This window comes from Klebsiella sp. 141198 (genome assembly GCF_050600785.1).
Classification (GTDB): domain Bacteria; phylum Pseudomonadota; class Gammaproteobacteria; order Enterobacterales; family Enterobacteriaceae; genus Klebsiella; species Klebsiella aerogenes.
The window spans coordinates 65,739-85,954 of the sequence record NZ_JAQIRM010000010.1 but is presented as its reverse complement, the minus strand read 5'-3'; the positions used below and the strand labels follow the sequence as shown (position 1 = coordinate 85,954).

The 20,216-nt window shown below is 55.4% G+C and carries 20 protein-coding genes; 5 read left to right on the top strand and 15 right to left on the bottom strand.

Translation table 11 applies throughout. The features are described from left to right. Positions 1 to 172 precede the first annotated feature (172 nt). From hemG to pepQ, 4 genes are read right to left on the bottom strand one after another with little or no spacing between them, the layout of a single operon-like run. Entirely contained in the window at positions 173 to 706 is a 534-nt protein-coding gene (gene hemG, locus PGR10_RS24540) for a menaquinone-dependent protoporphyrinogen IX dehydrogenase (RefSeq protein WP_087858686.1), read from the bottom strand. Positions 707 to 717: 11 nt separating this feature from the next. Further along, complete coding sequence (gene trkH, locus PGR10_RS24535; RefSeq protein WP_045378745.1) at positions 718 to 2,169, bottom strand: Trk system potassium transporter TrkH; 1,452 nt, start codon at positions 2,167 to 2,169, stop codon at positions 718 to 720. A gap of 41 nt (positions 2,170 to 2,210) precedes the next feature. Further along, positions 2,211 to 2,825: an IMPACT family protein gene (locus PGR10_RS24530; protein ID WP_015704001.1), complete on the bottom strand. Its 615-nt coding sequence runs from the start codon at positions 2,823 to 2,825 to the stop codon at positions 2,211 to 2,213. Next, entirely contained in the window at positions 2,825 to 4,156 is a 1,332-nt protein-coding gene (gene pepQ, locus PGR10_RS24525) for a Xaa-Pro dipeptidase (protein WP_015704000.1), read from the bottom strand. The genes PGR10_RS24530 and pepQ overlap by 1 nt, the downstream gene beginning before the upstream one ends. Positions 4,157 to 4,347: 191 nt before the next feature. On the opposite strand from pepQ, the gene fadB reads away from it, so the two are divergent. The 3 genes from fadB to PGR10_RS24510 all read left to right on the top strand — a co-directional run bounded on the left by fadB (position 4,348) and on the right by PGR10_RS24510 (position 8,175). Next, positions 4,348 to 6,537 (top strand): fatty acid oxidation complex subunit alpha FadB, encoded by a 2,190-nt coding sequence (gene fadB, locus PGR10_RS24520; protein WP_430924253.1) that lies wholly within the window; start codon positions 4,348 to 4,350, stop codon positions 6,535 to 6,537. A gap of 9 nt (positions 6,538 to 6,546) precedes the next feature. Further along, entirely contained in the window at positions 6,547 to 7,710 is a 1,164-nt protein-coding gene (gene fadA / locus PGR10_RS24515; protein WP_136027837.1) for an acetyl-CoA C-acyltransferase FadA, read from the top strand. Positions 7,711 to 7,872: 162 nt separating this feature from the next. Then, positions 7,873 to 8,175 (top strand): hypothetical protein, encoded by a 303-nt coding sequence (locus PGR10_RS24510; RefSeq protein ID WP_213317868.1) that lies wholly within the window; start codon positions 7,873 to 7,875, stop codon positions 8,173 to 8,175. A gap of 45 nt (positions 8,176 to 8,220) precedes the next feature. Here the strand turns inward: PGR10_RS24510 and fre are convergent, their stop codons facing one another. Beyond that, a complete protein-coding gene (gene fre, locus PGR10_RS24505; RefSeq protein WP_008807928.1) occupies positions 8,221 to 8,922 on the bottom strand; it encodes an NAD(P)H-flavin reductase in 702 nt (233 codons plus the stop codon). Between the two features lie 55 nt (positions 8,923 to 8,977). Next, complete coding sequence (gene ubiD, locus PGR10_RS24500) at positions 8,978 to 10,447, bottom strand: 4-hydroxy-3-polyprenylbenzoate decarboxylase (protein WP_015368839.1); 1,470 nt, start codon at positions 10,445 to 10,447, stop codon at positions 8,978 to 8,980. A gap of 177 nt (positions 10,448 to 10,624) precedes the next feature. Here ubiD and rfaH point away from each other — a divergent pair, with 177 nt between their 5' ends. Further along, positions 10,625 to 11,113, top strand: coding sequence for a transcription/translation regulatory transformer protein RfaH (gene rfaH / locus PGR10_RS24495; protein ID WP_015703997.1), 489 nt, complete (start codon positions 10,625 to 10,627; stop codon positions 11,111 to 11,113). Between the two features lie 8 nt (positions 11,114 to 11,121). Here the strand turns inward: rfaH and tatD are convergent, their stop codons facing one another. The 9 genes from tatD to udp all read right to left on the bottom strand — a co-directional run bounded on the left by tatD (position 11,122) and on the right by udp (position 19,079). Further along, a complete protein-coding gene (gene tatD / locus PGR10_RS24490; protein WP_183269038.1) occupies positions 11,122 to 11,916 on the bottom strand; it encodes a 3'-5' ssDNA/RNA exonuclease TatD in 795 nt (264 codons plus the stop codon). Between the two features lie 32 nt (positions 11,917 to 11,948). Further along, positions 11,949 to 12,722 (bottom strand): Sec-independent protein translocase subunit TatC, encoded by a 774-nt coding sequence (gene tatC / locus PGR10_RS24485; RefSeq protein ID WP_430924252.1) that lies wholly within the window; start codon positions 12,720 to 12,722, stop codon positions 11,949 to 11,951. 3 nt (positions 12,723 to 12,725) lie between these two features. Further along, on the bottom strand, positions 12,726 to 13,262 hold the full coding sequence (gene tatB, locus PGR10_RS24480) for a Sec-independent protein translocase protein TatB (protein ID WP_430924251.1): 537 nt from the start codon (positions 13,260 to 13,262) through the stop codon (positions 12,726 to 12,728). Positions 13,263 to 13,265: 3 nt separating this feature from the next. After that, positions 13,266 to 13,517, bottom strand: a complete 252-nt coding sequence (gene tatA / locus PGR10_RS24475; RefSeq protein WP_015368844.1) for a Sec-independent protein translocase subunit TatA — start codon at positions 13,515 to 13,517, stop codon at positions 13,266 to 13,268. A gap of 131 nt (positions 13,518 to 13,648) precedes the next feature. Next, positions 13,649 to 15,289: a ubiquinone biosynthesis regulatory protein kinase UbiB gene (gene ubiB, locus PGR10_RS24470; protein ID WP_015368845.1), complete on the bottom strand. Its 1,641-nt coding sequence runs from the start codon at positions 15,287 to 15,289 to the stop codon at positions 13,649 to 13,651. Then, positions 15,286 to 15,891 (bottom strand): ubiquinone biosynthesis protein UbiJ, encoded by a 606-nt coding sequence (gene ubiJ / locus PGR10_RS24465; RefSeq protein ID WP_032713803.1) that lies wholly within the window; start codon positions 15,889 to 15,891, stop codon positions 15,286 to 15,288. The genes ubiB and ubiJ overlap by 4 nt, the downstream gene beginning before the upstream one ends. Positions 15,892 to 15,904: 13 nt before the next feature. Then, a complete protein-coding gene (gene ubiE / locus PGR10_RS24460; protein WP_015368847.1) occupies positions 15,905 to 16,660 on the bottom strand; it encodes a bifunctional demethylmenaquinone methyltransferase/2-methoxy-6-polyprenyl-1,4-benzoquinol methylase UbiE in 756 nt (251 codons plus the stop codon). Positions 16,661 to 16,730: 70 nt separating this feature from the next. Further along, positions 16,731 to 18,179, bottom strand: coding sequence for a DNA recombination protein RmuC (rmuC, locus tag PGR10_RS24455; protein WP_430924250.1), 1,449 nt, complete (start codon positions 18,177 to 18,179; stop codon positions 16,731 to 16,733). Between the two features lie 138 nt (positions 18,180 to 18,317). Further along, a complete protein-coding gene (gene udp / locus PGR10_RS24450; protein WP_004181652.1) occupies positions 18,318 to 19,079 on the bottom strand; it encodes a uridine phosphorylase in 762 nt (253 codons plus the stop codon). Between the two features lie 265 nt (positions 19,080 to 19,344). Between udp and PGR10_RS24445 the strand changes: the two genes are divergently transcribed. Beyond that, complete coding sequence (locus PGR10_RS24445; RefSeq protein WP_063414943.1) at positions 19,345 to 20,157, top strand: dienelactone hydrolase family protein; 813 nt, start codon at positions 19,345 to 19,347, stop codon at positions 20,155 to 20,157. The last annotated feature ends 59 nt before the right edge of the window (positions 20,158 to 20,216 follow it).

Below are 20,216 nucleotides of genomic sequence, written 5' to 3'. Positions count from 1 at the left end.
TTTTGCTTTTCTCCGCGAGGTTCTCACCGGAACCCCGCTGACCCGGCGGCTTGTTTGCCGTTGTTCCGTGTCAGTGGTGGCGCATTATAGGGAGTAATTCTGAAGTGACAAGAGGAAATTCAAAAAAACTTTTCGTTCGCTCGATTTTCCACCATAACGCGAGTTTTACGCGCTATTTGCTCGTCATTTGCGCGATTTCTCGGGCAAATCTGGCCACCTGCGGCCAATCGGTATAAACCACTTCTTTACTAGTATCCGTTTCCCCGCCGGTCATCTTCATAATTAAGCGAATCATTATTCGATCGTACCAGCGATAGCGCGGATAACGCAGCGCACCGGCAAATACCGCGCAGCTCTGCGGCTGCCACGGCGAGTTAAGGAGAAACTTGCGCGTATAGCTGTTGGTTTGCGGCGTTCGCTTTTCCGGTTTGCGCGCCACCAGGTTTACCGAGAAGAACGCTCCCGGCAACGCCTGCAGAGATGCCAGATGCTTTTTCACGAAGCGGTCCAGCGCTGGATGAAAGTGCCCGTAGCGAATAGAAGCGCCAATCACCACCCGATCGTAATGATGCCACTCAACCGTCTCGGTACGGTTCAGGTTCACAGTATCCGCATCAACCCCCAGCTCTTTGAGTTCAGAGGCTAGATAGGAGGCAATTTCACGGGTCTGCCCATCCCGGGTGGAGAAAAGAATTAAAGTTTTCACGAGCACTCCTGTTAATCGCGCCAGAAAGTGGGAGTAAAGAGCACCAATAAGGTGAACACTTCCAGACGACCAAACAGCATATTAGCAATCAGGATCCATTTCGCGACCGGGTTCATTGTCGCAAAGTTATCAGCAACGACCCCAAGACCAGGCCCCAGGTTGTTCAATGTCGCCACAACTGAAGCAAAGGCAGAAAAGTCATCAACCCCAGTCGCGATTATCGCCAGCATACTAATGATAAAGACCAGCGCATAGGCGGAGAAGAATCCCCACACGGCTTCCAGAATACGTTCCGGCAGCGCGCGGTTACCTAACTTAATGCTATAGACCGCATTCGGGTGCACCAGGCGCTTAAGCTCACGATTCCCCTGCTTAAACAGCAACAGGATACGAATGACCTTTAAACCACCGCCCGTTGACCCGGCGCAGCCGCCGATGAAAGCCGAACAGAGCAGCAGCACCGGCAGGAACAACGGCCAACGCGCAATACTGTCGGTGGTAAACCCAGCGGTCGTCGCCATCGACACCACCTGGAAGAACGCCTGGTTCAGCGTTGTTAACACCGAGCCGTAGACATTATGTAACCACAATACCAGCGTACAGACGATAACCAGGGTTAGCTGAACACCGATAAACATTCTGAACTCCGGATCACGCCAGTAAACCCGTAAACTGCGCCCACTTAATAGCGAAAAGTGCAGGCCATAGTTACAGCCGGAGATTAGGAGGAAGATGGCGATGATGGAGTTAATCATCGGGCTATTAAAGTAGCCGACGCTGGCATCGTGAGTTGAGAAGCCGCCGATAGCGATGGTCGCAAAGCTATGGCCAATCGCATCAAACGCCGGCATCCCGGCAAACCATAGCGCTAATGCGCAGGCGACGGTCAATAAGACATAAATAAGCCACAGCGTTTTTGCCGTTTCGGCAATACGCGGTCGCATCTTATTGTCTTTCAACGGGCCCGGCATTTCCGCCCGGTAGAGCTGCATCCCGCCGACGCCAAGGATAGGCAAAATCGCCACCGCCAGCACGATGATACCCATACCACCGAACCACTGCAGCATCTGGCGATAGAACAGGATGGCATGAGGCAGTGAGTCAAGCCCCACCAGCGTCGTCGCGCCGGTAGTGGTTAAGCCGGAGAAGGATTCAAAAAAGGCATCCGTCACCGTCAGATTAGGCTGTTCAGCAAAGATAAATGGTAACGCACCGACGCTGCCCAGCACCGTCCAGAACAACACGACTATCAGAAATCCTTCACGGGATTTCAGCTCGCCTTTTTGCTTACGGTTCGGCCACCACAGCATGGAGCCGATCGCCAGTGCAACAAAGAAGGTTTGGGTGAAAGCTCGCCCCGCGCCATCGCGATATATCAGGGCCACTAATCCCGGGACAATCATCGTCCCCGAAAATAAGATGACCAACAGTCCAACGATTCGGGTTATCGCGCGAAAATGCATCTCTGGCGCTTCCTTTGGGTTACAAAAAAATCAGGTGGGGATTATTCGTCAATCTTCAGTAATTGCAATGAACCACGACTAAAATCAGCCAGTTTTGTCGAAAAAGAGGCCACTTCAGCTTGCGGAAGCGCGACGCGCAGTTGCACAGACGCCTGATATTCGCTTTCCACAATAATGCCCGAGAACTGCGCCAGCAGCGCTTCTACCCCGGCCAGCTGTCCGTATTCACATTGCAAAGTATATGCGGTTAACGGCGTCTTGCGCTGCGTTTTCAACTGCGCAAGCGCCTGATGGACGCCGCCGCCATAGGCCTTCACCAGGCCGCCGGTACCCAGCAGAATACCACCGTAGTAGCGCACCACCACCGCGGTTATCTCGCCGACGCCGCTGCCCATCAGCTGCGCCAGCATGGGTTTACCTGCCGTTCCCGCCGGTTCGCCATCGTCAGAGAACCCCAGCTGCTGTGAATCATCAGGAGGCCCGGCAACCCACGCCACGCAGTGGTGACGTGCGTCCGGGTGCTCAGCCCTGACCGATTCGACAAACGCTTTTGCCGCCGCCACGCCGTCGGTATGCGCCAACAGCGTGATGAAACGGCTCTTTTTGATCTCTTCAACAACGCTCACCGGCGCGGCCGGCACCAACCAACTTTCCATTACGCCAGTTTCAGGTCGCGCGTCATATTTTCGATGCTGTTTTCGTGAACCACCACGTTATCTTCGATACGAATCCCGCCAAACGGCTTCATGGCTTCAATTTTCTGCCAGTTGAAGTGCTTGCTGAACTGCCCTTCACGCCAAGGCGCCAATAGCGACTCAATAAAGTAGATGCCTGGTTCGATAGTCAACACCATACGCGGCTCGAGAATACGGGTGCAACGCAGGTAAGGATACTTCGACGGCGCCGCCAGATGCGTACCGGTATCGTCCTGCATGAAACCGGCGACATCATGAACCTGCAGGCCCAGCGGATGACCAATCCCGTGCGGCATAAACGGTCCGGTCAGATCGTTTTCCACCATCGCCTCTTCGCTCATGCCGGTCACTAGCTGGTGTTTACGCAGCAGCTTTGCGATGCGCTGATGGAACTGAATATGGTAATCAACGTAACTGGTGCCGGCCTTCATGGTGCTAATCAGCGCCAGTTGCTCGTCGTTAACGTCTTTAATCAGCTGCGCGAAATCGTTGTCGCTGTGGCCTGCCCAGGTACGAGTCAGGTCCGCGGCATAGCCGTTGTACTCTGCGCCCGCATCCAACAGGAAGCTGCGCATCTCGGTTGGCGCACGGTGATCCAGCTTGGTGTAGTGCAATACGGCCGCATGCTCATTCAGCGCCACGATATTGCTGTAAGGGACGTCGGTATCGCGATGACCGGTCGCCGTCAGGTAAGCCTGATTAATATCGAACTCGCTCATCCCCGACTGGAAAGCTTCGTGGGCCGCGCGATGGCCGTTGACCGCCGATTTCTGCGCTTCACGCATACAAGCCAGCTCATAATCGGTTTTGTAAGCGCGATAATAATGCAGATAGTCGATAACGCCTTTCGGGTTGATTTTGTCTGCCGCGATCTCCAGACCTAAAGCACGTTCCGGCACCGGGCCGATATACGCGATGTTGCCACGCGCCGCGGGCAGTTGACCGCCAATACCGTCGGCTTTCGGCAACGCAATGACATCTACTTCCTCAGTCCAGAAAGAGGTCGGCAGCGGCTCAACGTTGTGCCAGTAATCGACCGGCAAATAAAACCACAACTTCGGTTTATTCACGCCATCCACCAGCAGCCAGCAGTTTGGCACCTGGGTCACCGGCACCCACGCCTTAAACTGCGGGTTAACCTTAAACGGATACGGATGATCGTCGAGGAAGACATTGATCAGCTCGCCGGAGTGGATCAGCAGAGCATCCAGCTTGAAGCGGTCTAAAACTTTGCGGGTACGTTCTTGTAGGGTAACGATATGATTTTTATAAAGCGCGGCCAGTGATTCCATCTTTTATCCTTTGCTTTTATTGGATCGTGATTCTCCGCATCTTAGCACATTGGCTCCAGGCCGGGTGATTTCTACCGGATGTGATCCGACCAGCAATTATTTAAAGAGTAATTTGCATTTTCTTAACATAAATTCCACACTCCGAGTCATCTGGTATGACCAGATCATATTGCTGGATTCAGGAGACTGACATGCTCTACAAAGGCGACACCCTGTACCTCGACTGGCTGGAAGATGGCATTGCCGAACTGGTTTTCGACGCCCCCGGCTCGGTTAACAAGCTTGATACTGCAACCGTTGCCAGCCTCGGCCACGCGCTGGACGTACTCGAAAAACAAAAAGATCTCAAAGGGCTGCTGCTGCGCTCTGAAAAAGCGGCCTTTATCGTCGGCGCCGATATCACCGAATTCCTTTCACTATTCCTGGTGCCGGAAGAACAGTTGAGCCAGTGGCTGCACTTTGCCAACAGCGTCTTCAATCGCCTGGAAGATTTACCGGTCCCTACTCTGTCAGCGGTTAACGGCTACGCGCTGGGCGGCGGCTGCGAATGCGTGCTGGCGACCGACTATCGCCTCGCCACGCCGGATCTGCGCATCGGCCTGCCGGAAACCAAGTTGGGCATTATGCCTGGCTTCGGCGGTTCCGTACGTCTGCCGCGCCTGCTCGGCGCCGATAGCGCGCTGGACATTATTGCCGCCGGTAAAGACGTCGGCGCCGATCAAGCGCTGAAAATTGGCCTCATTGACGGCATTGTTGCCGCGGAAAAACTGCATGACGGCGCGCTGGCGATTCTGCGCCAGGCGATTAATGGCGACCTGGACTGGAAAGCCAAACGTCAGCCGAAACTGGAGCCGCTGAAGCTCAGCAAAATTGAAGCCGCCATGAGCTTCACTATTGCCAAAGGTATGGTCGCGCAAACCGCCGGAAAACATTACCCGGCGCCGATCACCGCGGTAAAAACCATCGAAGCCGCCGCGCGTCTTGGCCGTGACGACGCGCTGAAGCTGGAAAACCAAAGTTTTGTTCCGTTGGCGCATACCAACGAAGCGCGCGCGCTGGTCGGCATCTTCCTTAACGACCAGTACGTCAAAGCGAAAGCGAAAAAACTCACTAAAGATGTCGAGACGCCGAAGCACGCTGCCGTATTAGGCGCCGGCATTATGGGTGGCGGCATTGCTTACCAGTCAGCCTGGAAAGGCGTGCCGGTGGTAATGAAAGACATTAGCGACAAATCGCTGACCCTTGGCATGACCGAAGCGGCGAAGCTGCTGAATAAACAGCTGGAACGCGGAAAAATCGACGGTCTGAAGCTGGCCGGAGTGATTAGCACCATTCAGCCAACGCTGGAATACAGCGGTTTTGACCGCGTGGACGTCGTCGTTGAAGCGGTGGTGGAAAACCCGAAAGTGAAGAAAGCGGTACTGGCGGAAACCGAAGAGAAAGTGCGTCCGGACACCGTGCTGGCTTCCAACACCTCAACGATTCCTATCAGCGAGCTGGCCAGCGTTCTGCAGCGCCCGGAGAATTTCTGCGGTATGCACTTCTTTAACCCGGTACATCGCATGCCGCTGGTTGAAGTGATCCGCGGCGAGAAAACTTCGGACAAGACCATTGCCAAAGTCGTTGCCTGGGCCAGCAAAATGGGCAAAACGCCGATCGTGGTGAATGATTGCCCCGGCTTCTTCGTTAACCGTGTACTGTTCCCCTATTTCGCAGGCTTCAGCCAGCTGCTGCGCGACGGCGCGGATTTCCGCAAAGTCGACAAAGTGATGGAAAAACAGTTTGGCTGGCCGATGGGCCCGGCCTATCTGCTGGATGTTGTCGGCATCGATACCGCGCACCATGCCCAGGCGGTAATGGCGGCGGGGTTCCCACAGCGGATGCAGAAAGATTATCGCGATGCTATCGACGCGCTGTTTGACGCCAGCCGTTTCGGCCAGAAGAACGGCCTCGGTTTCTGGCGTTATAAAGAAGACAGTAAAGGTAAGCCGAAAAAAGAAGAAGATGCCGCAGTCGATAGTCTGCTGGCCGAAGTCAGCCAGCCGAAGCGCGATTTCAGCGATGAAGAGATTATCGCCCGTATGATGATCCCGATGGTTAACGAAGTTGTTCGCTGCCTGGAAGAAGGCATTATCGCCAGCCCGGCGGAAGCGGATATGGCGCTGGTATACGGCCTGGGCTTCCCTCCGTTCCACGGCGGCGCATTCCGCTGGCTGGACACCATCGGCAGCGCAAAATATCTCGATATGGCGCAGCAATACCAGCACCTCGGCCCGCTTTATACCGTGCCGGAGGGTCTGCGTAATAAGGCCCGTCATAACGAAGCGTATTATCCTCCAGTAGAACCAGCCCGTCCGGTTGGCGAACTGAAAACGGCTTAAGGAGTCACAATGGAACAGGTTGTCATTGTCGATGCAATTCGCACCCCGATGGGCCGTTCAAAGGGCGGCGCCTTTCGCAACGTGCGTGCGGAAGACCTCTCCGCGCACCTGATGCGAAGCCTGCTTTCGCGTAACCCGTCCCTTGAGGCGAGCGCGATTGACGATATTTACTGGGGCTGCGTGCAACAAACGCTGGAGCAGGGTTTCAACATTGCGCGTAACGCCGCGCTGCTGGCGGAAATACCGCACTCGGTACCGGCAACCACGGTTAACCGCCTGTGCGGTTCCTCCATGCAGGCGCTGCACGATGCCGCCCGTATGATCATGACCGGCGACGCCAGCGTCTGCCTGATTGGCGGCGTTGAGCACATGGGCCATGTGCCAATGAGTCATGGTGTCGATTTCCACCCGGGCCTTAGCCGTAACGTGGCGAAAGCCGCCGGTATGATGGGGCTGACCGCGGAAATGCTGGCGCGTCTACACGGCATTAGCCGTGAAATGCAGGATCAATTCGCCGCACGTTCCCACGCTCGCGCCTGGGCGGCGACGCAATCCGGGGCATTCAAGGCGGAGATTATCCCGACCGGCGGCCACGATGCCGACGGCGTGCTGAAATCCTTTAATTATGACGAAGTGATCCGCCCGGAAACCACCGTAGAAGCGCTGGCGGCGCTGAGACCGGCTTTCGATCCGGTGACCGGCACGGTAACGGCAGGTACCTCTTCCGCGCTTTCCGACGGCGCGGCGGCAATGCTGCTGATGAGCGAAAGCCGCGCCCACGAGCTGGGGCTGAAGCCGCGCGCTCGCGTCCGTTCAATGGCGGTAGTCGGCTGCGACCCGTCCATTATGGGTTATGGCCCGGTTCCGGCCTCAAAGCTGGCGCTGAAAAAAGCGGGATTATCCACCAGCGATATCGACGTCTTTGAAATGAATGAAGCGTTTGCCGCGCAGATCCTGCCATGTATTAAAGATCTGGGGTTAATGGAGCAGATCGACGAGAAGATCAACCTTAACGGCGGCGCGATCGCGCTCGGCCACCCGTTGGGCTGTTCCGGGGCGCGTATTAGCACCACCTTGATCAATCAGATGGAACGCAAAGACGCGCAGTTCGGTCTGGCGACCATGTGCATCGGTTTAGGTCAGGGGATCGCCACCGTATTCGAGAGGATATAGGTAAAAAACTCGATGCCATTATTGCCTGCCAGCCAACAGGCAATAATGGATTAGAGGGGGTTTAGTTGCCGTTCTTCCCGCCTGTCAGGGGCGGGTTTTTTATTTCTATCATTCAGTTATTATCTCCAACACTGTAGAAATCATTAAGGATAATAACTAGTTATGAAAAAACTCTTACTAATTCTCCCACTGATTGCATTACCTGCTGCAGCTCTCGCCGATGAACAAACTGACGCTCAGGCGTGTCTATCATGGGGGATCAGCAAAATGGCGCCTAACCAGCAATTAAGCCATGTAGATATCACTGATATTAATAGCGAACGCTATGATGAGAAGGTAGGTTCCCAGCATATTGCGACGCAACTAACCGCAACGCTGGCAAAAAAAGGCGACAGCGTTGGAAACATGCTCTGTTTGCTGGAAAACGAGCGGCCGCTGTACGTTTACTTCAGCGATATGCAGTAAAAAAAGCATCCGGGTCTCGCGCCTGGATGCTTATTAGAAACACGATCAGATAAACGCAAACGCATCGCCAAACAGGCGATCTTCACGCGCGCCGCGCTCATTACAGAACAGGTCGCGGGCAATTTTGGCCATCTCAAAACGACCGGCAATGTAAATATCATGCTCGGCCAGCGTACCGTAATCCTGCAGCACGGCGGTGAGTACCGTACCGGAGCGACCACGCCACCCTTCTTCCGGCTGCTCGACCACCGGCTCGATGCGCAGATTCGGATGCTTGATGCTTAACGCTTCCAGCTCGGCCAGATCGTACAGATGCTTAGCCTCGCGGCCGCCCCAATAAATGGCGATATCGCGGTCCGGGTTACGCGCCAGCGCGGTTAACAGAATAGAACGCACATAAGAGAATCCGGTACCGCCGGCGATCAGAATCAGCGGGCGATCTTCGTCATCGCGCAGCCACGCTTCGCCATGCGGAATATCAACCTCAATTTCACGCTCTTTCAGAATGCGATCCATCACCGCCATCGCATACAGATTGAGTTCAGAAGCACCGATATGCAGCTCAATAAACTCGTGCTCTGACGGCGTGGAAGCCATAGAGAACGGACGCTTGTCGCGCTCATCCATCACTACCATCAGATACTGGCCGGCGCGGAAAGAAAATGCCGCTTCCGGTACTAATCGAACGCGATACACGGTATCGGTAATCGCCTCCACCGAGGTCACTTTACAGCTTAAGGTTGTCATGCGTCCCCTCTGTCGGGTCTATAGAGCAAAACAGCGGCGTTAGCCCCGCTTACTGTTATTTAAAGATGGCCAGTTCATCCCAGATGGCGTCGATACGCGCCGTCACCTCAGGATCTTTTTTGATTGGACGACCCCATTCACGCTGGGTTTCGCCAGGCCATTTATTTGTGGCATCCAGCCCCATTTTTGAACCCAGGCCGGAAACCGGCGAGGCAAAATCCAGATAATCTATTGGCGTATTTTCTACCAGTACCGTATCACGAGCCGGGTCCATACGGGTAGTAATCGCCCAAATCACGTCATTCCAGTCGCGCGCGTTCACGTCATCGTCGCAGACAATCACGAACTTGGTATACATGAACTGGCGCAGGAACGACCAGACGCCCATCATCACGCGCTTGGCATGGCCTGCGTACTGTTTTTTCATGGTCACCACCGCCAGGCGATAGGAACACCCTTCCGGCGGCAGATAGAAGTCGACGATTTCCGGGAACTGCTTTTGCAGAATAGGCACAAAGACTTCGTTAAGCGCCACGCCCAGCACCGCAGGTTCATCCGGCGGACGGCCGGTATAGGTCGAATGATAAATCGCGTCTTCGCGCTGGGTAATATGGGTCACCGTAAATACCGGGAAGCTGTCTACTTCATTGTAGTAGCCGGTATGATCGCCGTATGGCCCTTCCGGCGCCATCTCGCCGGCCTCAATGTAGCCTTCAAGCACGATTTCCGCGCTGGCCGGCACTTCAAGGTCATTGGAAACGCATTTAACCACTTCGGTCTTGGTGCCGCGCAGCAAGCCTGCGAAAGCGTATTCCGACAGGGTATCGGGCACTGGCGTCACCGCGCCCAGAATGGTCGCCGGATCGGCGCCAAGCGCCACGGATACCGGAAAACGCTCGCCGGGATGCGCCGCGCACCACTCCTGGAAATCGAGCGCGCCGCCGCGGTGGGACAACCAACGCATGATGAGTTTATTTTTGCCGATCAGCTGCTGGCGATAAATACCCAGATTTTGCCTCTCCTTGTGCGGGCCGCGGGTCACCGTCAGCCCCCAGGTAATCAGCGGCGCGGCATCTTCCGGCCAGCAGGTCATAATCGGTATTTTGTTGAGATCGACATCATCGCCCTGGATGATTTTTTGCTGACAAGGCGCGCCGCGCAGGCGTTTGGTCGGCATATTCAGCACTTGCTTGAACTGCGGTAGCTTATCAAACAGATCGCGGAAGCCTTTTGGCGGCTCCGGCTCTTTCAGAAAGGCCAATAGCTTCCCGACTTCCCGTAGCGAACTGACGTCTTCCTGGCCCATCCCCAGCGCCACACGACGCGGCGTGCCAAACAAGTTACACAGCACCGGCATCGAGTAGCCTTTCGGGTTTTCAAACAGCAGCGCCGGGCCACCGGCACGCAGGGTGCGGTCGGCAATTTCGGTAATTTCCAGATGCGGGTCGACCGGCAGGGTTATCCGTTTTAGCTCGCCCTGCTGCTCAAGTAATGTCAGAAAGTCGCGTAGATCGTGGTATTTCATGGAGTTATTATTGACCTCTATACAAGCGGCTGATTATACGATTTTCGCCGCAACGATGCTGTACTTTTGTTAAATAAGCGTAAATGAACAGTCTATTTACGCTTTCGCTTATAATGGTTTTCGCGATTGTTCCAGGCTTTTGTTATGCTTGCAGGTAGTAAAGCGGAAAGAGTCATTATGCAAGCCTGGTACTTACTTTATTGCAAACGTGGGCAGCTTCAGCGCGCCCAGGAACACCTTGAACGTCAGGCAGTCAACTGCCTGATGCCGACGATCGCGCTGGAAAAAATCATCCGTGGTAAACGTACTACGGTCAGCGAGCCCCTGTTCCCAAACTATCTGTTCGTCGAATTCGATCCCGAGATCATTCATACCACCACCATCAGCGCTACCCGAGGGGTGAACAGTTTCGTTCGTTTTGGCGCCCAACCGGCAGTGGTCCCTTCAGAGGTGATTCACCAGCTTTCTATCTATAAACCGGAAGGTATTACCGACCCGGAAACGCCTCATGAAGGCGATAGCGTGTTGATCACCGACGGCGCTTTTGAAGGACTGCAGGCTATCTTCACCGAGCCCGACGGCGAAGCCCGTTCAATGCTGCTCCTCAATCTGTTGAATAAACAGGTCCTGCAAAGCGTTAAAAATACCGACTTCTATAAAATCTGACGGCGCGGTTAAAAGCGCACGCCAAACAGCTTCCTGACGTTCGCATCCGTAACCTCCTCCAACCATTGCGCTTCCTCGCCTCGCCAGCCCGCTACGCTTGCCAGAATATGCGGCAGATAAGCGGGCTCGTTGCGCCGCGAGGAGGGCTTCGGCTTCATGTCCCTCGGTAATAGATATGGCGCGTCGGTCTCCAGCAACAGACGTTCCGCCGGGATTGCCGGCAACAGTTCACGAAGCTCCAGTCCCCGCCGCTCATCGCACACCCAGCCGGTGATACCGATAAATAACCCTTTATCAAGGCACTGAAGCACTTCCTCGCGGCTACCGGTAAAGCAGTGCAACACGGCGCCGGGCAGTTTATTGAGCCACGGATCCAGCAGTGCAAGGAACCGTTCATGGGCGTCACGGCAGTGTAAAAATACCGGCATTGAGAGCTCGGCCGCCAGCGCCAGCTGGGCGCTGAACGCCTTCTCCTGCTCCTGCGGCGTTGAGAAATTACGGTTGAAATCAAGACCGCATTCGCCAATCGCCGCCACCTGCGGCTGGCGGGCCAGCGCGTGGATTTCTTCAGCCACCGACTCAGTCCAGGTGCTGCTATCGTGCGGATGCACACCCGCGGTAGACCAGCAGTTGGCGTAACGGCCAGCCATCTGCCGCGCCTGCTGGCTTTCATGCAGATTGGTGCCGGTCAGCAGCATCCCATGAACACCCGCCGCCTGCGCGCGCGCAACCACGTCGTCGTGGTCGCGAGAAAACTGCGAGCTGGTCAGATTCACGCCAATATCAAACATCATAGCTCCCATATGACAACCGCCCTGACGGGCGGTTGGCGTTGTTACTCTTCTTTCCTCTCCGCCTCTTCGGCGGCGGCATCTTCGTCACGCGTCAGGCGTTTACCGGTATAGAAACGGGCAAAGAACACCCCGACTTCAAACAGGCAATACATGGGGATGGCCAACAGCGTTTGCGAGAACACATCCGGCGGCGTCAGCAGCATACCGACCACGAAGGCGCCCACCAGCACGTAGGGCCGTTTTTTACGCAAATCCTCCGGCGTCGTGACGCCCATCCAGCAGAGCAGGACGATGGCGACCGGCACTTCAAACGACACGCCAAAAGCCATGAACAGCGCCATAACAAAATCGAGGTAGCTACGGATATCGGTCGAAACTAATACCCCTTCCGGCGCGGCGTGAGTCAGGAAGCCGAATGCCAGCGGGAACACGACGAAATAAGCGAAAGCCATGCCGATATAGAACAGCAGCGTACTGGAAACCAGCAGCGGCATGACCAGCCGACGTTCATGCTTATACAGCGCCGGCGCCACGAATGCCCATACCTGATAAAGAATGACCGGCACTGACAGGATCACCGAAACCATAAAGGTCAGTTTGATCGGCGTGAAGAAAGGAGAAGCTACATCGGTGGCGATCATCGTCGCGCCTACCGGCATTTTGCTGATAAGCGGAGCGGAAACCAGTTGATAGATATCGTTGGCGAAGTAAACCAACGCCAGGAAGATCACCAGGATGGCAATGATGCTGTTGAGCAGGCGCTTACGCAGCTCAATCAGATGTGAAATTAACGGTTGAGTCTCGTCTACGCCCATTTTTTACGCTTTATCACTCGATGCGGGGGAAGAATCTGGCACTGCCGCGGCGGCATTTTCCTTAACCGCCGGGACTTCAGCCGGCGAAACGGATGGCTCCTCGGCAACGGGCTCCGGCGTATGTGCCGGGGCGCTGACCTGATGTTCCGCCGTTGCCGGTGTGACATCCTGGCGCTGCGCTTCGCTACCTTTGACGACCGGATTATGGATGGTGTTCGCTTCGTCGCTGGCCTTTTCAGGATCGTGGGCGGTATAGGAACGCTTCATGGATTCGGCCGCTTCGCGCAGTTCATCCATCGAGGCTTTGAGCTCCGGAGTCAGATTATCCAGGCTGGCCTTCTCCACCTTCTTCAGGCTCTCCTGAAACTCCTGCAGTTTTAGCTCCTGGGCAAGCTCATTTTGTACGGTGGTCGCCAGCGAGCGCAACGTACGGATCCAGCTGGCCACCGTTTTGACGGCGACGGGTAGTCGCTGTGGCCCCAATACGATGAGGCCAATCACGAACACCAGCAATAGTTCACTAAAACCGATATCGAACACGAATTACACCTGCTCTTTGTCGTGGCGTTTTGTCTCGTCTTTTTTCGCATCATCTTGTTTATCAGCGATAGTTTTCGCTGCAAAATCTGCATCGGCTGAGGATTTATCAGATTTCTCATCATCGCTCATCGCTTTTTTAAAGCCCTTGATCGATGCGCCTAAATCCGAACCCAGCGAGCTCAGCTTCTTCGTCCCGAAAAGCAGAACTACGATGACGACAACAATTAATAACTGCCAAATACTGATACCACCCATACACGTTCCCCTATGACAGATGATGAATGATGAGAGCGCATTATACACGTCATCCGGTGAGACGCCTCTTTGTCAGGCCGCTCACATGACTTCGCGCAAGAATCAATGCGCCAGAATAAACGCGAAACCTGTCAGCGCGTTTTTCGCCAACCAATAAGCCAGGTCACGACGCCGCCGGCCATCAGCCAGCCTGGCATCATGCCCCACTCCGGGCGGTGGATAAATAACAGCGTACCGCTTAAAAGCAAAACGGCGCCTATACCAAACAGATAGCGGGACTGCCCCTGGCGCACGTGACGCACCTGGAAGTCGCGCACGATAGTATCGACGCTGGTCTGCAGCTGTTTGCTCTGCTGCAGGCTTTGGTACACCAGCTCAGGAATTTCCGGCATCCTTTCAATCCAGAACGGCGCTTTTTCTTTAAACGCACGCACCAGCGCGGGAATACCGACCTGATCCTTAATCCACGACTCGAGGAAAGGCTTCGCCGTTTTCCACAAGTCTAACTGAGGATAGAGCTGACGACCTACCCCTTCTACGTAAAGTAATGTCTTCTGAAGCAAAACCAGCTGCGGCTGTACTTCCATATTGAAACGCCGCGCGGTGTTAAACAGATTCAGCAATACGTGGCCGAAGGAGATTTCCGCCAGCGGCTTTTCAAAGATGGGCTCGCACACGGTACGAATCGCAAACTCAAACTCTTCAACGTTGGTATCCGGCGGCACCCAGCCGGAATCGACGTGCAGCTCGGCAACCTTACGATAATCGCGGTTGAAGAAAGCGATAAAGTTTTCTGCCAGATAGCGCTTATCGTCTTTGTTCAGCGAGCCGACGATACCGCAGTCGATACCGATATATTGCGGGTCATGTGGATGATCGTAGCTAACGAAAATATTACCCGGATGCATATCCGCATGGAAAAAGCTGTCGCGGAACACCTGGGTAAAGAAGACCTGCACCCCACGCTCCGCGAGCAACTGCATGTTGGTACCCTGGGCTTCCAGCGCGGCGACATCGGAAACCGGAATACCGTAGATCCGCTCCATCACCATCATGCCTTCGCTGCAGTAATCGGAATAGACTTCCGGCACGTATAGCATTGGGCTGTCTTCGAAATTGCGTCGTAGCTGAATAGCGTTAGCCGACTCGCGTAACAGGTTCAGCTCGTCCATCAGCGTTTTTTCATACTCGCGGACGACTTCCTGCGGACGCAAACGGCGACCATCCGGCAGCAGACGAGGCACCCAGCGCGCCAGGCGGTAGATTAATTTCATGTCCGCTTTAATTACCGGCAAGATATCCGGGCGGATGACCTTGATGACGACCTCTTTACCGTTGTCTTTCAGGCGCGCGGTATGGACCTGGGCAATGGAGGCGGAAGCGAGCGGCTCAATGGCGAAATCATCGAACCAGGCTTCAATGGGCAAACCGCCCATCGCTTGTTCGATCTGTTGTTTAGCCAGTTTGCCATCGAAAGGCGCGACGCGATCCTGCAGCAGCGCTAGTTGATCGGCGATTTGCGGCGGGAACAGGTCGCGGCGGGTGGAGAGCATTTGGCCGAACTTAATCCACACCGGGCCCAGTTCCTGCAGCGCCAGGCGTAAGCGTTGACCCAGCGGTTTATCTTTGTGGCGATTCGGCATCCAGAACAGCATTCGCCGCCAGATGCGCAGCGGCAACGTGATACGCATTTTGGGAATGAGCTCATCAAGCCCGTAACTCAAAAAGGTGCGGATGATAAAATACAGGCGCCGTAATTCTCCTGGCGTCATTTGCCCTCCAGCGTTTCCAGCCGTTTTTCCAGTGCGGCCAGCGCGCGTTCTACAGCGGCGGACTCTTCAGCAAACCAGGCCATCTCTAACGGCCCCGGCGCCAGTCGCCACTCTTCGGTAATCGCTTCAGCGACGTAGCGCTGCTGGCTTTTCGCGCCCTGCAGCAGGAAGCGCGCGCCGCCGCGAAGCACCTTGCCAACCCCTTCAGCGACGATGTCGCCGGTATATGGCGCCAGTAGCTCTGCCGGGTCGAACTCCGCCAGATCGCAAAGCGCGACCATGTTCTGCACAACCTGCAGGTCGCCCTGTACTTCCAGATCGCCGCTGCGAATCAGCGCGGTCAGTTGTTGGCGGTTACGCAACTGCGGCAGCACGCTCAGGCGGGTTATCACGGTACAGTCAGCTTCGCCTTCCCACGCGCCGAGCACGTCGATTTGCTGCTCGCTAAAGGCCAGCACGACAGGCGCCGACAGCTCTTTGAGCTCTACGCGCAGCACTTTCCCCAGCAGGCGTTGACGCGCCGGTTTAAGCGCGCGGTCGCGCCAGAGAAAAGTATTAAGAACCGTTTCGATGCCAGCGGTAACCAGTGGTGCGAAAGGCATAGCGTCCCTCCTGTCAGAACTTATAGCCGCGGTGTAGCGCGACAATACCTGCCGTCAGGTTGTAGTAGTCGACGCTTTCAAAACCCGCCTCCTGCATCATGCCTTTCAGGGTGTCCTGATCGGGATGCATGCGGATGGATTCCGCCAGATAGCGATAGCTTTCCGCATCGTTTGCCACCAGTTCGCCGACTTTCGGCAGCACGTGGAAGGAATAAGCGTCGTAGGCTTTGCTCAGTGGTTCGAGAATCGGTTTGGAGAACTCCAGAACCAGCAAACGTCCGCCCGGTTTCAGCACGCGGTACATTGAACGGAGCGCTTTGTCTTTATCGGTAACGTTACGCAGGCCAAAGGAGATGGTGATGCAGTCAAAGGTGTTATCCGCAAACGGCAGCGCTTCAGCGTTGGCCTGAACGTATTCGACGTTACCGACAATACCGATGTTACGCAGTTTTTCGCGGCCCATTTTGAGCATCGAGTCATTGATATCGGCAAGCATTACGCGGCCGGTTTCGCCCACCAGACGGGAAAACTTCGCCGTCAGGTCGCCGGTGCCGCCCGCTAAATCCAGCACGGTTTGCCCGCGACGCACGCCGCTGCAGTCGATGGTGAAGCGCTTCCACAAGCGATGAATCCCGAACGACATTAAGTCGTTCATCACATCATATTTTGCAGCGACAGAATGGAATACATGCGCCACCATGTCCGCCTTCTGCTCTTTGGCTACCGTTTGAAAGCCAAAATGCGTTGTTTCTTGTGAATCCTCAACCATCTCTATGCCCGCTTACTTATCAAGAAAATGTTCAGCGAGTGTAACAGATTCAGGCCATTTCCCATACGTTTCAGCTTGGCCTGACGTGCTCGTTTGCTCTCGCTGCAGGCGCGGAATCGGCGCTAAGCACATCTTCCTGCGGTGAATTTTCATCTTCCTCAAGGCGGTATTCGTCATCCTGCGCCGTGGCCTGCTCGACTAAATCAGGATTAATCCCGCGCTTAACCTCGACTCCCAGGCCACGGAATGACTCGGCCTGAACCAGCAGGTTGCCGCGCCCCGAGGCGAGCTTTTTCATCGCCTGGCGATAGTTATCCTTGGCTTTATCAAGGCTTTGACCAATGGCTGACATATCGTCGACAAACAGTCGCATCTTGTCATACAGGCGCCCGGCGCGCTCGGCGATTTTCTGCGCATTACGGCTTTGATGCTCATAGCGCCACAAGTTGGCGATGGTGCGCAACGCCACCAGCAGGGTTGTCGGGCTAACCAGCATAATATTGTTCTTCAGCGCCTCGCTGATAAGCTCAGGTTGACGGTCGATGGCCAGCAGGAACGCTGGCTCAACGGGGATGAACATCAGCACATAATCGAGCGAACGTAACCCTGGCAGTTGTTGGTAATCTTTACGCCCCAGCAGGCGAATGTGATTACGCACCGAGGCAATATGCTCCTGCAGCGCCGCTTCGCGGGTGTAATCATCCTCAGCGTTGAAATAACGCTCATAGGCGACAAGGGTCATTTTGGCGTCGATAACCACGTCTTTGCCCTGCGGCAGACGCACGATAACATCCGGCTGCATCCGCGATCGGTTATCGGTTTCGATGCTCACCTGAGTTTGATACTCATAGCCTTCGCGCAGGCCGGAGGCCTCCAGCACGCGGGTTAGCACCACTTCTCCCCAGTTGCCCTGGGTTTTGTTATCGCCCTTCAGCGCTTTCGTCAGGTTCAATGCCTCTTGCGCCATCTGTGCGTTCAGCTGTTGCAGGTTGCGGATTTCGTGCGCCAGCGTGTGGCGCTCACGCGCCTCCTGGCCGAAGCTATCCTGCACCTGGCGACGAAAGCCGTCGAGCTGTTCACGCAGCGGCGTCAGCAGGCCATGCAGGCTCTGGCGATTTTGTTCATCAACCCGGCGGTTGCTGTGTTCGAATATGCGGTTCGCCAGATTTTCAAACTGCTCGCTCAGGCGCTGCTCGCTGTTGACCATCTGGCGGATTTTATCTTCGGCATGCAGCTGTGTAGATTCCAGACGGGTGGTCACTTCACGCAGGTCGGCCTCCAGCGAGGTATTGATATCACGTAGGCTGCGCAGCTCGTTGTTGAGAAGTTCGCACTCATCGCGCCAGTGCGATTCCTGCACCAGCTGCTGACGTGCGGCGCTAAGTTCGATATCCAGCTCGCGGCGCTCTTCAATGAGATCGGCACGGATTTGATCGGCACGGGCTTTTGTCGCCAGCCAGCCAACGATTAATCCTGCCGCCAGCGCCACCACGGCGCTTATCACAATAGAGATATCCACAACGCCTCCCCGGCAACCACTTACGACACAAAAATAGAATTGTGCTGTACAAACGTCCAGTTGAAAAGGATTTTCCTGCGAGGCGCTACGCAAAAAAGAAGGGCCGGAAGATCCGGCCCTGTCAGAAAGAGAGAAGAACTACAGCAGACGGCGCGCCGCTTCCACAACGATTTTTACCGCGTGGCTTTCGGTTTGCTTCATGGTTTCGGCGTTAGGGATCTCTTGCTGGGTACGGTTGACGATAACCCCTGCCACCATCCCTGCGCGCAGGCCCTGGCTGGCGCACATGGTCAGCAGCGTAGCGGATTCCATTTCATAGTTCATGACGCCCATTGCCTGCCACTCTTCCATCGAGCCTTTGAAACGGCTCACGACGCGGCCGGAGAAGGTGTCGTAACGCTCCTGGCCTGGATAGAAGGTATCAGAGGAAGCAGTCACGCCGATATGCGTAGTCGCGCCGATTGATTTCGCCGCTTCCACCAGCGCGGTGGTACAGGCGAAGTCAGCAACGGCCGGGAACTCCATCGGCGCAAAGTGCAGGCTGGCGCCGTCCAGACGGACAGAACCGGTCGTCACCAGTACATCGCCAACATTGATATGCGGCTGAATCGCGCCGGTGGTGCCGATACGCAGGAAGGTACGAACTCCCAGTTGCGCCAGCTCTTCCACGGCGATAGAGGTCGACGGGCCGCCGATACCGGTGGAGCAAACAATCACCGGTTTGCCGTCCAGCTCAGCGCGCCAGGAGGTAAATTCACGATGTGATGCCAGCTTAACCGGCTTATCCATCAGCGCGGCGATCTTTTCCACACGCTCCGGATCGCCAGGGACGATAGCCAGCGTAGCCCCTTGTAAATCGTTCTTAGTGAGGCCGAGATGAAAAACATCAGACTTGGACATAAAAAACTCCTCTGTGGGTCGAAGTATCAGCAGAAGCAAAAGGGTACTTTACAGAAGCCACTCGCTTATTTTTGTGATGATGGTCACCATGCATAACAATGATTGCATTTGTTTTTCAACAAATAGTGATTCACATCACATTAACAAGTTATATTCGCGGTCACAGAACAAAAGATAGCCGCTTTCAGGCACTGTGCTTTATTAACGTTCAGTCTAAGAGTCTATATTTATCGATGCGCTAATAAATAAGGGTACGGAGAATACCATGACCACAACCAAGCAACCCGGATTCGCACCTGCAGCCTCGCCGCACGCCTCTACCGCCGTCCATACGTCGGATGAGCATATTGTCGCCGGAGAAACCTCGATCCCATCGCAGGGCGAGAATATGCCGGCCTATCACGCCCGCCCGAAAAACGCCGACGGCCCGCTGCCGATCGTTATCGTGGTGCAGGAAATTTTCGGCGTACATGAGCATATTCGCGATCTGTGCCGCCGCCTGGCGCAGGAAGGCTATTTGGCGATTGCGCCAGAACTCTACTTCCGCCAGGGCGATCCGAATGAGTACAACGATATCCCTACTCTGTTCAAAGAACTGGTCACTAAGGTGCCTGACGCGCAGGTGCTGGCGGATCTCGACCACGTCGCCAGTTGGGCGGCACGCCACGGCGGCGATGCCCATCGTCTGCTGATCACCGGTTTCTGCTGGGGCGGTCGCATCACCTGGCTGTATGCCGCGCATAACCCGCAGTTGAAGGCAGGCGTCGCCTGGTATGGCAAACTGGTGGGAGAAAAATCGCTGAATTCGCCAAAACACCCGGTGGATATCGCCGTCGACCTCAACGCGCCGGTACTTGGCCTGTACGGCGCTAAAGACGCCAGCATTCCGCAGGATACCGTCGAGACCATGCGCCAGGCGCTGCGGGCGGCGAATGCGAACGCCGAGATCGTGGTCTATCCCGAGGCCGATCACGCTTTTAACGCCGACTATCGCGCCAGCTATCACGAAGAGTCAGCCAAAGACGGCTGGCAGCGAATGCTGGCCTGGTTTGCTCAATATGGCGGTAAAAAAGGGTAACTCGCCTGATACATGAAAAGAGGAGGCCGTGGCCTCCTCTGTTGTTTTCCGCCTATCTA

Coding starts and splice junctions, on each gene's coding strand:
- tatA (WP_015368844.1), bottom strand. CDS start 13,517: ATGGGTGGTATCAGTATTTGGCAGTTATTAATTGTTGTCGTCATCGTA.
- trkH (WP_045378745.1), bottom strand. CDS start 2,169: ATGCATTTTCGCGCGATAACCCGAATCGTTGGACTGTTGGTCATCTTA.
- ubiD (WP_015368839.1), bottom strand. CDS start 10,447: ATGAAATACCACGATCTACGCGACTTTCTGACATTACTTGAGCAGCAG.
- ubiB (WP_015368845.1), bottom strand. CDS start 15,289: ATGACGCCAGGAGAATTACGGCGCCTGTATTTTATCATCCGCACCTTT.
- pepQ (WP_015704000.1), bottom strand. CDS start 4,156: ATGGAATCACTGGCCGCGCTTTATAAAAATCATATCGTTACCCTACAA.
- PGR10_RS24530 (WP_015704001.1), bottom strand. CDS start 2,825: ATGGAAAGTTGGTTGGTGCCGGCCGCGCCGGTGAGCGTTGTTGAAGAG.
- ubiE (WP_015368847.1), bottom strand. CDS start 16,660: ATGGTTGAGGATTCACAAGAAACAACGCATTTTGGCTTTCAAACGGTA.
- PGR10_RS24510 (WP_213317868.1), top strand. CDS start 7,873: ATGAAAAAACTCTTACTAATTCTCCCACTGATTGCATTACCTGCTGCA.
- ubiJ (WP_032713803.1), bottom strand. CDS start 15,891: ATGCCTTTCGCACCACTGGTTACCGCTGGCATCGAAACGGTTCTTAAT.
- fadB (WP_430924253.1), top strand. CDS start 4,348: ATGCTCTACAAAGGCGACACCCTGTACCTCGACTGGCTGGAAGATGGC.
- rfaH (WP_015703997.1), top strand. CDS start 10,625: ATGCAAGCCTGGTACTTACTTTATTGCAAACGTGGGCAGCTTCAGCGC.
- fadA (WP_136027837.1), top strand. CDS start 6,547: ATGGAACAGGTTGTCATTGTCGATGCAATTCGCACCCCGATGGGCCGT.
- fre (WP_008807928.1), bottom strand. CDS start 8,922: ATGACAACCTTAAGCTGTAAAGTGACCTCGGTGGAGGCGATTACCGAT.
- PGR10_RS24445 (WP_063414943.1), top strand. CDS start 19,345: ATGACCACAACCAAGCAACCCGGATTCGCACCTGCAGCCTCGCCGCAC.
- tatC (WP_430924252.1), bottom strand. CDS start 12,722: ATGGGCGTAGACGAGACTCAACCGTTAATTTCACATCTGATTGAGCTG.
- udp (WP_004181652.1), bottom strand. CDS start 19,079: ATGTCCAAGTCTGATGTTTTTCATCTCGGCCTCACTAAGAACGATTTA.
- tatD (WP_183269038.1), bottom strand. CDS start 11,916: ATGGGAGCTATGATGTTTGATATTGGCGTGAATCTGACCAGCTCGCAG.